Raw genomic sequence first — 13,536 nt, 5'->3', positions numbered from 1 at the left:
GATGCAGGTGTCATTAACGCAGGTCGCAGGCCGCAGCGGTCCTTTGGGACCGCCATCGTAGGGGCGTCCACGTGGGGCGTCCGTTCCACACCGATCGGCCATGTCCTATTCGCGGTTAATGGGGCCGTTTTGCACCAATCATGCGGATTGATACAGGTGTCATTAACGCAGGTCGCAGGCCGCAGCGGTCCCATAGGACCGCACGTAGGGACCGTCCCAAAGGGCGGCCCGTTTGTGGGAATCCTACAAACAACATCATGCGTTCCGTTGAAAGGCTTCCAGCTGGTCCCGCGTCGGCAAGCCTTCGTTATCGCCGGCAACCTGGATGGCCATGGCCCCGATGGCAGCGCCACGGCGGGCAGCATCTTCCAGGCTCAGGCCGTCCAGGATGGCGCTGGTAAATCCGACGGCAAAGCCGTCGCCGGCGCCGACCGTATCGACGATGTGGTCGACGTGATAGCTGGGCACGCGGTATTCCTGGCCGTCCGCCGTGCAGATATAGGTCCCATGGCTGCCGCCCATCTTGATGACGACCGTTTGGACGCCGCGCTGCAAATAATAACCGGCAATATCCTTTTCATTATCCATCCCCGTCAGAATCCGGCCTTCGTTAAGGCCGGGCATGACGATGTCGGCGTACTGAGCCGCGTCGTTGATGACACGGGCCATGATTTCCTGGGACTTCCAGAGCATAGGCCGCAGATTCGGGTCAAAGGAAATGCGCACACCCTTGCCGTGAGCCCGCATCATCAGCGTATAAATCGTTTCCCGGCACGATTCCGACAGGGCCAGGGGAATCCCTGTGACATGCAGGTGGTCGACGCCGGTCCAGTCGATACCGGAGAGGTCCGCCGGCTGGAAGTGGGAAAAGGCCGTATGCTTGCGGATATTGGCTACCGTCGGGTCCCCTTCCAGGACCTTTTCCTTCATCTGGAACCCCGTCATATGGTCGTCATCGCTCCAGACATAATCGTCATGGATGCCATTGGCCTTGAGGAAATTGCAGATGCATTTCCCGAAGGGGTCGACGCCGACCTTGGAAATATACGACACGTCGTTGCCCAGCCGGGCCATGCCGACGGCATAATTCAGTTCGGCCCCGCAGACATGGCGGGAAAAATGTTCCACCTTTTCCAGCGGTCCTATTTCTTCAGCAATCAGCAAGCCCATGGCTTCGCCGATAGTAAGCACTTTACTCATATAAACATCCTCATTTCACCATGAACAAAACAAATGAGTACAACGCAGTGGCATCATACTCATTTGTTTTGTTATTTATTAATTACATAGCATCATCCAATTCATTAAGATCTCGTCCCGTTGTATCCTCAGAAACATATGCTCCAAAGAAACTAGAAAGTGAGAAAACAATAATCATGACAGCTAAAGGAATCCAGCTACCCATCATAGCCGTGACAGCTGCTGCAGCAATGATAGGACCAAAACCGGTAGCAACTAACCCAGCAATTTCTTTTGCCAAAGATACCGCCGTAACGCGATGACGTGCACCAAATAATTCAGCCATTGTAACGTTTTCTAAAGCGAATAACCCTTGTACGCCTACATTCAAGCCAATAACCATGGCAATAGTTAAAATAACCGGGTCTTTTGTTTCAAACAACAACATCATAGGAATGGCATAGATAGCCGTAGCCAATGACAAAATCATATACATTTTGCGACGACCAATCTTGTCACCCAGCCAGCCAACAAAAGGAATGGTCAAGAAAGAAACAAAAGAAGAAATAATATTAGCCTCTGTTGCAACTGTTTTCTGCATCGCTAAGACAGTAACAATAAAACCAGCTAAGTATGTTTGCATAAGTCCGCTGTTACCTGCCTGACCAAAACGCAAGGCCAAAGCAACAATAAAACTCTTCTTACCTTTTTTCTGTTCTTGACGTACAGGAACATCTCCAGCAAGCTGTTTTTCACGTTCTTCTTCTAACAGCTTTTTCTTAGCTGCCATGACAGGACTTTCTTTAACAAACAACCGAATCAAAATAGCTGCAATCATGACTACAAAGGACGCATAGAACGGAATTCTCCATCCCCAAGCAATGACTTCCTGTTTATCCATCATAGTCAAAATAATAGTCCAAATTAAATTTGCACACAATGTACCAGAAGAGGTACCTAAGCAAACCAAACTAGCGATGAGGCCTCGATTTTTCTTTTCGCAGAACTCAGTTACCATAACACCAGCACCACTAATTTCGGCACCTGCACCTAACCCTTGGACAATACGTAAAATAACTAAGCCAATAGGTGCTAAAACGCCGACTTCTTCATAAGTTGGCAAGAAACCAATCATAGTAGAGGCTAACCCCATCAGGGTAATAGTAACAAATAGGACCGTTCGACGCCCCATCTTATCCCCAATATGACCAAAAACAAATGCACCAACTAATCTAGCTACATAGCCAGCACCATAAGTCCCCATGGCCATAATCAAGCCCATGGAAGGATCGGTATTCGGGAAAAAGATTTCATTAAAAACGATAGCTGCTGCTAAAGAATATAGCTGGAAATCCATAAATTCCATAGCTGTGCCTAACCAGCCACTAGCTGCAACTTTTACCATTTCTTTAGTTTCAATTTGATAAGAATTAGTTTGGCTCACTTGGCATCCCGCCTTTCTAGAGTACTAACATACTAGTATGTTTTAAAATCTAAAAAGTAAGTACAATCTTCAAAACCTTATCAGGGTTTTCATCATTATATTTAAAAGCCTTATCCGCTTCCGTGAAATGGAATGTATTGGTGACAATTGACTTAGGATCGACTTTTTTATCTTTAAACCAGCTGATAACTTCCGGGAATCGATGATTGTTAAGACGTGTACCAATAATTTCTAATTCTTTGCTCATAATATCTACTTGACGGATAGGAAATTCAACAGTAGAAAAGCCTAAAACCACAACACGGCCAGCTTGACTCGGCAATTTTTGAATACACGTCTGAAGAATATTAACGTTACCTGTAGCTTCATAGATTAAATTGAAGCCATCGCCATTAGTAAACGATTTCATGGCATCTACGATATCTGTTTCTTTACCATTGACAACCATATCAGCCCCTAATTCCTTTGCTTTTTTCAGACGGCTTTCAACAATATCTAAAATGGCAACTTTAGCACCTTTCATCTTTGCGACTTGCAAAATAATCAAACCAATAGGACCCGCACCACAGATGAGCACAGTATCATCACCTGTCAAACGCCCTCTATGTGCTACTTGTGCGCCAATAGAAAATGGTTCTACAGTCGCTGCAATTTCCCAAGGAATATCCTTAGGCAACTGATTTAATTGTTCTTGATCAACAGCTACATATTCCTGATATCCACCATCACGATGTACGCCCATAACTTCTAACGATTTGCAGACATTATGCCGATTAATTTTGCAAGCATAGCAATGACCACAAGAAACAACGGGATCCACGGCAATATGATCGCCAACCACGGCATTGGTGACCTTACTTCCGACTTTAACGACTTCCCCAACAAATTCATGGCCAACTACACGGGGATAGGTAGCAAAGGCATTTTTTCCATGGTAAATGCCCACATCAGAACCACAAATTCCAGCAGCTTTAACCTTCAACAAAACTTGATTATCCGTAATTTCAGGTATATCCCGTTCAACAACAGTAATCTTTTCCGGTTTTTCCACAACAACAGCTTTCATCATACATTCCTCCTAAGAAAAAATATATAGATTTAGGTAAATACCCAATTTACTTTACGTACTTAACTAACGTATTCCGAACGGCATGGGGACCGGCAATGAGTTCATCAAAGTAGCCTTCAATTTTTTCGCCCAGGCCGACTTCATAGAGGTCACTGCCAAAGATGTCTTTGTTGGCTAAGATGGATTTCAATTTGCCTTTGGCCGAATCAGGATTCCCCAGGGTAATGCCTTCTAAGGCAGCCTGCAAGTCTTTCAGCAAGGGGTCCGGGCTCAGTTCAAAGGGTTTGCCTTCGTCATCGACAGCTAACAAATAACGGCACCAGCCTGCGATCGCTAAGGGGATATATTTCAAATCTTTGGCTTTATCGCCGTAAGCCTTGATGGTTTCACCAAAGCGAATGCCGACTTTTTGCGATGTATCTGAAGCAATCCGCTGCGGCGTATCTGGCAGATTCCCATTGGTCAGACGCTGTTCAAGGACTTCCTTAATGAAGTCTTCCGGGTTGAGGACGCCTGGATTCGTTACAACCGGCAGTCCTTCCTGATAGCCAATTTTTTCGATAAGCCCTTTAATCTGCGGATCTTTCATTTCATCAGCAATGAGCGTGTAGCCTAACAGGCATCCATATACGGCCATAGCCGTGTGCAGAGGGTTGAGGCAGGTGCATACCTTCATGCGTTCTACTTTATCGACAGTATCGCGGTCGGTAAAGATGACGCCGGCCTGTTCCAGAGCTGGACGACCATTGGGGAATGTGTCTTCAATAACAAGATACTGTGCGTTTTCGGCATTGACAAAGGCTGCATAGGTCCCTTTTTCTGTGTGAATCAATTCCGTATCGCCAAAACCCAGTTCTTTGAGATAATGCTGGACTTTTTCCGAAGACCGCGGTGTAATTTTATCAATCATACTCCACGGGAAGGTGACCTTCTGCGGATCATTGACATAATCGACGAAGCCTTTGTCAGCAACGCCATTGGCTGCCCATTCATCAGCAAAGGTCAAAACGGCTTCTTTAATTTTATCGCCATTGTGAGAGCAGTTATCGAGGCTCAGGAACGCGAAGGGATAGGCACCAGCCTGATAGCGGGCATAAGCCAGGGCAGCGATGCAGCCCATGGAACTGGTCGCCTGTTCCGGTCCTTTCTTCATGTCTTCGGCCACAGCCGGGAAGAAGTTGCCTGCATAATCCTTCAATTTATAGCCTTTTTCAGTAATCGTGAAGCTGGCGACCTGTAAGGAGGGATTGGTAAAAATGTCTTTCAAGCGTTGCCAATCTGCTTTAAAATCCGGGCGGCAAACGACAGATTCCATAACCGAACCAATAACTTCTTTTTCAAAGCGGCCATCAGCATACATGGTAACGGCCAAACTCAAATTATCGAAAGGACGATAGACCTTTTCGATGACTTCTTCATCATACGTTTCAGCCGTGATGATACCGGTCTTAGCCAGACCTTTATTTAATAGGTGCTGTTGAAGAGCTGCAATAAAGGCACGGAAAATATTACCGCCGCCAAAATGGACCCACTGAGGAGTCTGCTGAGTAGCTTCCTGTACCGCTTTATCATCATAAGAATAAAGAGTGATACCTGCTTTTTCCCATTCAGCACGGTTCTGTTTCAAGCTTTGCCGATTCAAATGCAACATCATAACTTCCCCCTTTTCATAACTGTCCGCACGTGCGGTTAATCGCATCCCATAAGCCACAAATATAGTTGGCACCGAGGGCCCGGTCGTAGAGGCCATAGCCCGGACGGCCTTCTTCGCCCCAGATCATGCGGCCGTGGTCAGGACGGATAGGTCCGTCGAATCCGATGTCATAGGCTGCTTTGACGATTTCGTACATATCGAGGTTGCCAATCTGCGATTTATGAGCGACTTCGTTGAAGACCCACGGTTCATGGACCTGGATGTTGCGGATATGCAAGAAGTTGACGCGGTTCATTTTCCCGAATTTGCGGATAATGTGGGGAATGTCGTTCTGACGGTTCGAGCCAAGGGAACCGGTGCAAATGGTGAAGCCGTTGCTCGGGCTATCGACCATAGCTGCGATTTTATCGAGGTCGTCTTCATTTTTGACGATGCGCGGCAGGCCAAAGACGGAAATCGGCGGATCATCAGGATGAATGGCCATCTTGATGCCGACTTCTTCGGCGACGGGGACGATGGCTTTGAGGAAATATTCCAGGTTCTTGCGCAGGCCGTCTTCATCCATACCTTCATACTGTTCAAACAAGTGCGACAATTCTTTCAACCGTTCCGGTTCCCAGCCAGGAAGGACGAAGCCATTGCTGTTGTCGAGGATTTCCCGGGCCATGTCCTGCGGCGTCTTGCCGGCGATGAGATGATAGTCATAAGCCAATACCGTCGAGCCATCATAAAGGGGTTTGGCCAGGTCCGTCCGAGTCCAGTCGAAGACGGGCATGAAATTATAGCAGACCATCTGGATGCCGGCTTTGGCGGCATTGCGCAAGGACGTGATGTAGTTTTCAATATACTGGTCACGGCTGGGCAGACCCAATTTGATGTCTTCATGGACGTTGATGCTTTCCAGATCCTTGAAGACCAGGTTGTTCGCTTCAGCCTGCTGTTTGATGTGCAGCAACGGTTCTACCGGCCATACTTCGCCGACAGGAATGTCGAACAAGGCACCGACAATTCCGTCCATACCCGGAATCTGGTCAATCTGCTGCAAGGTAATTTTGTCATCTTTCTCTCCGTACCAACGGAAGGTCATTCTCATAAGGCAATCCTCCAATTATAAACTAATTATAAAATATTTGCTTTCGTTGATGTTTCTTTTATTTCTTTTCGCAGTTACATACTACCATACTAGTATCCGTTAAGCAAGATATCGTGTTGTGATTTGAATAAGTGGAATAGGCAAAATTGAACCCATGATTTTTCTGCATAAAAGCAAGGGCTTGTCGCACGACACAAGCCCTTTAAAGTGGTTAGTGGCTAGGGGTTAGTAGATGGTTTGAAATATTAAGGCAAAAAGGGACCACGTATGATGGTCAAAACCTTCATGCGTGGTCCCTCACGAACTGCGGTCTGCGGGCTTGCTACCGAGCAAGCCCTATATCATTATAAAATGATGTTCTTCTGATTTCCGGCTAAGTAAGCGTCGATGTTGTCAAAGACGATGACGGCGCGTTTGGCCATGGATTCTGCCGTAGCAAAGGCGACGTGCGGTGTGACGATGGTGTTCTTGGAATGGAGCAGCGGATGATTGGTATCGAGAGGCGGTTCATTTTCAAAGACGTCGATGCCGGCACCGGCGATTTTACCGCTGTTCAGGGCATCAGCCAAATCCTGGGATACGACGACCGGGCCGCGGGCTTCGTTGATGAGGAAGGCCGTCGGTTTCATGTACGACAAGGTTTCTTTATTGATCAGGCCCTTCGATTTGTCCGTAACCGGGCAATGGAGGCTGACGATATCGGCCTGTTCCATCATTTCTTTCATAGGCAGGTATTTAATCAGTTCCGTATCGGCTTTATGAGAGAAGCCGTTGTAGGCGATGACCTTGGCCCCAAAGGCATGGACCAGTTCGGCAACGCGATGGCCGATGTGGCCAGTACCGACGAGGGCGACTGTCTTGCCTTCCAGTTCATTGCCGACGAGGCCGGCTTTTGTGCCGCCAGCCCGGCAGGCTGCATCGACCTGAGGTACGCGGCGGAGCAAATCGAGCATCATAGCGATGGTCAATTCAGCGACGGCAACGGTCGAATAGCCCGATGCATTGCTGACTTTAATGCCTTTGGCTTTGGCAGCATCGAGGGCGACGTGGTCGACACCGGTAAAGGCGACGTCGATGTACTTCAGATTCGGGCAGGCGTTGATGACTTCGGCTTTGAGAGGCATGTTGGCGATGATGAGGATATCGGCGTCCTTGGCTTCTTCAATCTGGACGGCCGGATCATCATTGCGTTCATACGCAGCGAATTCATAGCCCTTTTCTTTCAAAGGTTTCACATACGAATCAAGTAATTCCTGGCTGATACCTAACGATTCCAACAAGACAATTTTCATTTGTAAAATCTCCTTTCAGCATAGGTAATATCTTGATTTAATTATACGCATATGTGGGCAATTTGTAAGCTATCTATGGGAAATCAGTATAGGTATACCCTCTATATGATAAAAACATATACTATTTCCCCTCTAAGGCTGTTTGTATTTTCGCACACAAGGTCAATAACTGTTGGCGTTCCTCTGTCGACAAGCCTTGCAGTGCCTGTCTCCGGTGGGCTGTCACAAAAGGTTCCACCTGGGCAAACAAAGCCAGGCCGGCTTCGGTCAATTCGATATACTTGCCCCGTCCCTTTTCCAACGGGTGACGGCAAATCAGGCCTTTCTTTTCCAAACGGCTGAGGGTGCGCGTAATCGCAGCCGCTTCCACCTTGAAATAGCGGATTAAATCAGCCTGGGCAATGCCGTCGTTTAAATGGATGAAATTCAGGACCATCCATTCCGAGCTGTGAATGCCCAAAGGCGCGACACAGCCGTTTAAAGTCCGGGAAAAAATCCGGGTCGTACAGAATAATTGTCGTATCAGTTCATCATCTTGCCGGTCTCGTATATCCATCATAGTACCTCTCAATTCTTATGGATATCGGCGACAGCTCCTTTCCCCGCTTTCTGGCTGACCATAACATCACTGCCATAGCGGTAATGGCAGAACATGAAGAGGACGGCAAAACAAAGCATAAGGGCCATGACGCTCCAGTACATGTTCCGATAGCCTACCATGCCGGCAACGATGCCCAAGACGAGGAGGCCCGTGCTGGTGCCGATATCAAGCATATTATAGAAGGTTGCGCTGGCAGAACTGCGCCGTTCCGGGCGAACCATATTCAAAATCCACGTCAGCAAGGCCGGAAGCAGCAGGCCGGCACCTAAACCATAAAAGACAGAAGCTGCCAATAATACCATCAGCGAATGAGATGCTATGATGAGCAATAAGCCGATCAAATACAAGACAGACCCAGGCATGACGACGGCAAAAGGACCTTTCGCATCGAGGAGGCGGCCGCCAAAGGGACGGGAAATGAAGACGAACAGCGTCCCAACGATAAAGAACAGGCCGGCATTTTCAATATGGGCTTCAGAAGCCATCATGGCGATATACGTATTGACACTGCCATAGGCGGCGCCGAAGAAAATCGTCAAAATAGCAGGAAGGCCTGTACCCGTTTCACAGATGCGGTCGCGCAGAGAAGCCTTTTCCGTCACTTCTACACGGCGGACTTTCTTGCCAGATTTGCAGAACATCCCGGCCAGGACAGCCAGGAAGGAAACCGCAGCCGACGAAAAGAACAGTGCCGACGGGCTGACTTCGTTGAGCAAAAATAAGCCGACAGCCGGAGCCAGGGCCATCATGACCGTGCTGCCCATGCCGAAATAGCCAATCCCTTCGCCACGGCGGCTGGCCGGAATGACATCGGCAACGATAGCAGCAGCAAAGGTCGTGCTCAGACCGAAACCGAATCCGTGCAGGATACGGGCTGCAATGATGGCGTGGATACTGCTAAATATATAATACGACAAGGTCGCTAAAATGGAAAGGGCCAGCCCCAGGTAAAGGCATTTCTTCTTCCCCAAATAATGGACACCCGTATCAGTGAACAAGCGGATACAGATGGCCGAATAGCCAAAGATACCGCCGATGAGGCCGATTTCTCCGCCCGTAGCCCCCAACCCAGCCGCATACAGGGTAATCGTCGGCAAGAGAAAATGAAAACCAGCAAATAAAAAGCCATTCGTCAGGACCAAAGCAATAAAATCACGAGTCCATAATCTTTCTTTTATCAATGCAATCGCTCCTTTTATAATTGACTAGTCAAATTTGTTGACAGGATATATCATAACACGTCTAAATTGACTAGTCAATAGTATGTGAGACTTTCTGCCATCATGACAGACGGGCCGCCCTTTGGGACGGCCCCTACAGATTCCATATTACTACAGACTCCATACTACAAACTTTATCACAAGGTCTTCAACTTGAGGTGTGTCGCGTCGAGGAGTTCTTCCATGGAGGAAGCGCCGATGGTTTCCGCGGCTTTGAGGACGATATGCGCACAGGCGCGGGCGTCGTCCAGGGCCTGGTGGTGATGGAAAGAATAGCCCAGGTAACCGGCGACGGTGTCCAGTTTATGATTGGGCAGGTCCGGCCAGACGCGGCGGGAGATTTCTACCGTGCAGGCATAGGACGCCTGGGGCTTTTCCAGGTGATACGTCTTCAGCAGGCTGCGCAGGACCCGTGTATCGAAAACGGCATAGTGAGCCACCAGGATACGGCCTTCCAGATGAGGGCGGATGCGGTCCCACAGGGCATCGAACTTCGGTTTATGGGCGACCTGGTCCGGCGTGATGCCGTGGATTTGGATATTGCCCGGGTCAAAGACCATGAAAGGCGGGCGGATGAGGGTATAGCCTTCTTTGACACAGCAGTCATCGTTCATGGTGACGGCCGCCAGGGAGCAGGCGCTGTTGGCGTATTTATTAGCCGTTTCAAAGTCAATGGCCGTAAAATCGAGCATAATCTACCTTCCTTTTTGACAAATGGACGAATTCTATTTACAATAGCTACAAATCTTATTTCTGCGAGGTATTCCCATGACGAGCGAACAACACCAGTTCACGGCCCAGGGCCGGACCTTCCCGGTCATCCTGGTCCGCAAGAAAGTGAAAAACATCAATCTTCACGTCCGCAGCGACGGCACGCTGTACCTGTCGGCACCGTCCCGTGTACCCTGGGCTTATATCCAGGACTTTCTAGAAAAAAAGACGGACTTCATCATCCGGGCCCTCGCAGAGATGCAGGAACGACAGCAAAAGTTCCCCATGCTGACCCTCAGCGACGGCGACACGCTCTATCTGGCCGGCCAGCCCTATACGCTCGATGTCCGCCTGGGCCTGCACAACAGCATCCGCCGCAGCGGACAGACGGTCTTCATGGAACTGGCCGACGATACCCTGGCCATGAGACAAAAACTCTATCACAAACTGCTGCAAGCCTTGGGAAAGAAACTCTTTCCTGCCAGTTTAGCCCGGATGCAGCCGCTATTCATCGATCAGGGCCTGCCCGATCCGATCCTGAAGCAGCGGGTCATGCGGTCGCGCTGGGGGTCCTGTATGCCCCTCAAGGGCATCATCACTATGAACACCTATCTGGCCATCATGCCCGAAGCCATCATCGACCACGTCATGCTCCACGAGCTCTGTCACTTTCTCCAGCCGAACCATTCCCGTCATTTCTATGACGCCATGACTATCCGCATGCCCGACTGGAAGGCACGGCGCCAGGCCATGGCGAAGTATCTGCCTTACTGTGTCTGATGGTCTGCGGGAATCGTCGCCGCCAGTTCCGGCTGGCCGTCCTTAAAGGTCATGATGAAGACATCTTTAATGGCATCGTGATTGGCATCGAGGGAAATGGTCCCCGTCGCGCCGTCGTAATCGATGGTCTTCACTAGTTCCCTGGCCACATCGGCCGCTTCAGCCGACTGGCAGCGTTCAATGGCATCGGCTGTCATCATGAAAGCGTCATAGCCCAGAGCGGCATAGCTGTCCGGCCATTCCCCGTACTTTTCATAATAAGCCTGGGAAAAGCGCTTGGCCGCATCCGTCGCATCGTGGCCGGCATAATGGTCCGTATAGTAGACCTGTGTCAAATAGGCCGGGTCGACGTCCCGTTTCATCTTGGGCCCATTCCATCCATCCGGGCCTAAAAGCGGCTGGGAAATACCATGACTGCGCAGCAGTTCAATAGCCGGTATCGTCCAGTCATCATACCCGGGCAGATAGATAACATCGACTTGTTCCCGCTGCAACAAGGTCAGGTATTTGGTCAGGTCCTGCACATTTTCTACAGGAATATAGATGGGGACGTCACCGCCGCTGGCGGCAAAGGCACTGCGGAAATATTCGGCCAGGCCCTGGGCATACATCTTGTCAGGATAATAAAAGACAGCCGCCCGCGTGACATGGAGCTGTTTCAGCGCGTAGTCGGCCATGGCCCGCCCCTGGGAGGCATCGATATAAGCAGCGCGGAAAACATAGCGGTACACCTCATGGGACTGAGCATCGACGGTGATGTCCGGCTGCGTGCAGGCCGGACTGATGAGAGGGATTTTCACGGCTTCCACATTGGGGATGACTGCCCGCGTACAATCGGCCAGGTCCGGTCCGATGATGGCCGATACGTGGCGCACCGTGAGCTGCTGGATAGCGGCTACGGCATCTTCCGGTTTGCCATGGTTATCGACAGATACCAGCTGGACGGGCTTGCCCAAGAGGCCGCCCCGGTCATTGACCATATCCTTGGCCAGTTCGATACCCCGTTCCGTCGACGTCGAATAGGACATCCCCTTGCCGCTCAAGGCCAGGTTCGTTCCGATAAGGACCCCTGTATTCGTCGGAGTCAGACTGCATCCGCTCAGGAAAAAAGCCATAAAAAGCATACAAAAGACCAGTATCTGCATGTTTCTCTTCATAAAAAAGCCTCCTTCCTGGGGGATAGTAAAAGCGGGGCTGTCGCAGATGCGCCAGCCCCATTTAAGTGGTTAGTAATTAGTGGCTAGGGGTTAGCGGACGGTTTTAAATTTAAAGCAAAAGGGACCGCGCATGGTGGCAAAAAGCCCTTGTGCGACAGTCCCTTTTTAGTTCGTCGCAGGTCGTTCAGCGTTTGTCGCACGGAATTAAAAATATCAACCTAACACGATGAACGATGAACTACGAACGATAAACTTTTAAGTTTAACTGGTCTTGCATAATGGCAACTCCCCTTATATGCTAATCCCCCTACGGCAGGAACAGCAGCGGGTTGGTCGGGGAGCCATTGACGCGGACTTCGTAATGGACGTGCGGCCCTGTACTGCGGCCGGTACTGCCAGCCAGCGAAATGATCGAGCCAGCCCGTACTTCCTGTCCTACCGTAACTAAGAGCATGGAGTTATGGCCATAGCGGGTAACGAAGCCGTTGCCATGGTCGATTTCGACGAGGTTGCCATAGCCATCGACCCAGCCGGCCATAGTGACTTTCCCGGCTGCCGTTGCCCGGACCGGCGTCCCGTAGTCGACGCCGATGTCGATACCTTCATGGAAGCCAGAACCACCGCCAATGGGATTGCCACGATAACCGAAGTTAGACGTGACCGTCCCGCTGACGGGCCAGATAGAAGGCGTCGTCGACGTGCTGCTGGCATCGCCGTTGTTTCCGCCACCCAAGGCACCGCCCTGATATTTATGCGTAATCTGCTGCATTTGCCGAACCTGTTCGCCTGCCGTATCGCTCAAAACCGTCTTCAACGTGATGAAGCTGATGATACGGGCGTTACTGCGGGTTTCCAAGCGGGAGGTGGCTAATAACAGGTCATTGTAGCTGGCATGAGAAAGGTCCGGAGATTTCTTTTGTCCCCCTGCTACGCCACCGTCACCTTTTGGGCTGTCACCAGCCCCCGATCCCTTGACCATTTGCCGCAGCTCCTGATCCAGAGAATCCATTTTATCCATCTTTTCCTGGAGCGACGTCGTCTTTTCGCGCATCAATTCCAGCTGTTGTTCGTGCAGTGCTTCCTGGGCCTTGGCCTGCTGAAGCGAAACGAACTCGTAAATGCCGATGCCTGCAGCGATTACAATGACGACCACTGCGACAGCACAGCCGCGGACGAGTTTCTTATATTGTGCCGGTGTCACTACCAAGGGCTCCGTCCGGTCCGTTTTCAGGAACGACGGCCACCACGCCGGTGTTTCCCAGGCCTTTATGCGTTGGCACCATGATTGCAGGTTGCGCATCCATGGATATATCTTGATGTGGATCTTCACACTTTT

Annotated in this window: 12 protein-coding genes; 1 reads left to right on the top strand and 11 read right to left on the bottom strand. The window is 50.0% G+C overall.

Annotated elements, in window-relative coordinates; all coding sequences use genetic code 11:
• Nucleotides 1-255 precede the first annotated feature (255 nt).
• From ACE418_RS11025 to ACE418_RS10985, 9 genes are all read right to left on the bottom strand, one after another.
• Nucleotides 256-1,200: a sugar kinase gene (locus ACE418_RS11025; RefSeq protein WP_416450655.1), complete on the bottom strand. Its 945-nt coding sequence runs from the start codon at nucleotides 1,198-1,200 to the stop codon at nucleotides 256-258.
• Between the two features lie 82 nt (nucleotides 1,201-1,282).
• The gene (locus ACE418_RS11020; protein ID WP_416450654.1) at nucleotides 1,283-2,623 is read right to left on the bottom strand and encodes an MFS transporter; all 1,341 of its coding nucleotides are present in this window, start codon (nucleotides 2,621-2,623) and stop codon (nucleotides 1,283-1,285) included.
• A 49-nt stretch (nucleotides 2,624-2,672) separates the two neighbouring features.
• Nucleotides 2,673-3,692: a zinc-binding alcohol dehydrogenase family protein gene (locus ACE418_RS11015; protein WP_416450653.1), complete on the bottom strand. Its 1,020-nt coding sequence runs from the start codon at nucleotides 3,690-3,692 to the stop codon at nucleotides 2,673-2,675.
• Nucleotides 3,693-3,738: 46 nt separating this feature from the next.
• Nucleotides 3,739-5,346, bottom strand: coding sequence for a mannitol dehydrogenase family protein (locus tag ACE418_RS11010; RefSeq protein ID WP_416450652.1), 1,608 nt, complete (start codon nucleotides 5,344-5,346; stop codon nucleotides 3,739-3,741).
• A gap of 13 nt (nucleotides 5,347-5,359) precedes the next feature.
• A complete protein-coding gene (gene uxuA / locus ACE418_RS11005) occupies nucleotides 5,360-6,439 on the bottom strand; it encodes a mannonate dehydratase (protein ID WP_292297678.1) in 1,080 nt (359 codons plus the stop codon).
• A gap of 344 nt (nucleotides 6,440-6,783) precedes the next feature.
• Nucleotides 6,784-7,731, bottom strand: a complete 948-nt coding sequence (locus ACE418_RS11000; RefSeq protein WP_337371780.1) for a 2-hydroxyacid dehydrogenase — start codon at nucleotides 7,729-7,731, stop codon at nucleotides 6,784-6,786.
• A gap of 121 nt (nucleotides 7,732-7,852) precedes the next feature.
• Nucleotides 7,853-8,290 carry a MarR family winged helix-turn-helix transcriptional regulator gene (locus ACE418_RS10995; RefSeq protein ID WP_416450651.1) on the bottom strand — a complete coding sequence of 146 codons (438 nt, stop codon included), beginning with the start codon at nucleotides 8,288-8,290 and terminating at the stop codon, nucleotides 7,853-7,855.
• An 8-nt stretch (nucleotides 8,291-8,298) separates the two neighbouring features.
• Nucleotides 8,299-9,513 carry an MFS transporter gene (locus ACE418_RS10990; RefSeq protein WP_416450650.1) on the bottom strand — a complete coding sequence of 405 codons (1,215 nt, stop codon included), beginning with the start codon at nucleotides 9,511-9,513 and terminating at the stop codon, nucleotides 8,299-8,301.
• Between the two features lie 176 nt (nucleotides 9,514-9,689).
• Entirely contained in the window at nucleotides 9,690-10,244 is a 555-nt protein-coding gene (locus tag ACE418_RS10985) for a 3'-5' exonuclease (protein ID WP_416450649.1), read from the bottom strand.
• Between the two features lie 76 nt (nucleotides 10,245-10,320).
• Here ACE418_RS10985 and ACE418_RS10980 point away from each other — a divergent pair, with 76 nt between their 5' ends.
• Nucleotides 10,321-11,043, top strand: a complete 723-nt coding sequence (locus ACE418_RS10980) for a M48 family metallopeptidase (protein WP_416450648.1) — start codon at nucleotides 10,321-10,323, stop codon at nucleotides 11,041-11,043.
• Here ACE418_RS10980 and ACE418_RS10975 read toward each other — a convergent pair.
• A complete protein-coding gene (locus tag ACE418_RS10975) occupies nucleotides 11,031-12,200 on the bottom strand; it encodes an ABC transporter substrate-binding protein (RefSeq protein WP_416450647.1) in 1,170 nt (389 codons plus the stop codon). The two genes, ACE418_RS10980 and ACE418_RS10975, sit on opposite strands and share 13 nt — an antisense overlap.
• 307 nt (nucleotides 12,201-12,507) lie before the next feature.
• On the bottom strand, nucleotides 12,508-13,530 hold the full coding sequence (locus tag ACE418_RS10970; RefSeq protein ID WP_298585971.1) for a peptidoglycan DD-metalloendopeptidase family protein: 1,023 nt from the start codon (nucleotides 13,528-13,530) through the stop codon (nucleotides 12,508-12,510).
• Nucleotides 13,531-13,536 lie beyond the last annotated feature (6 nt).

It is taken from the genome of Megasphaera jansseni (assembly GCF_047974155.1).
Lineage (GTDB): Bacteria > Bacillota > Negativicutes > Veillonellales > Megasphaeraceae > Megasphaera.
The sequence above is the reverse complement of the archived record's forward strand: the minus strand, read 5'-3'. Positions and strand labels throughout refer to the sequence as shown.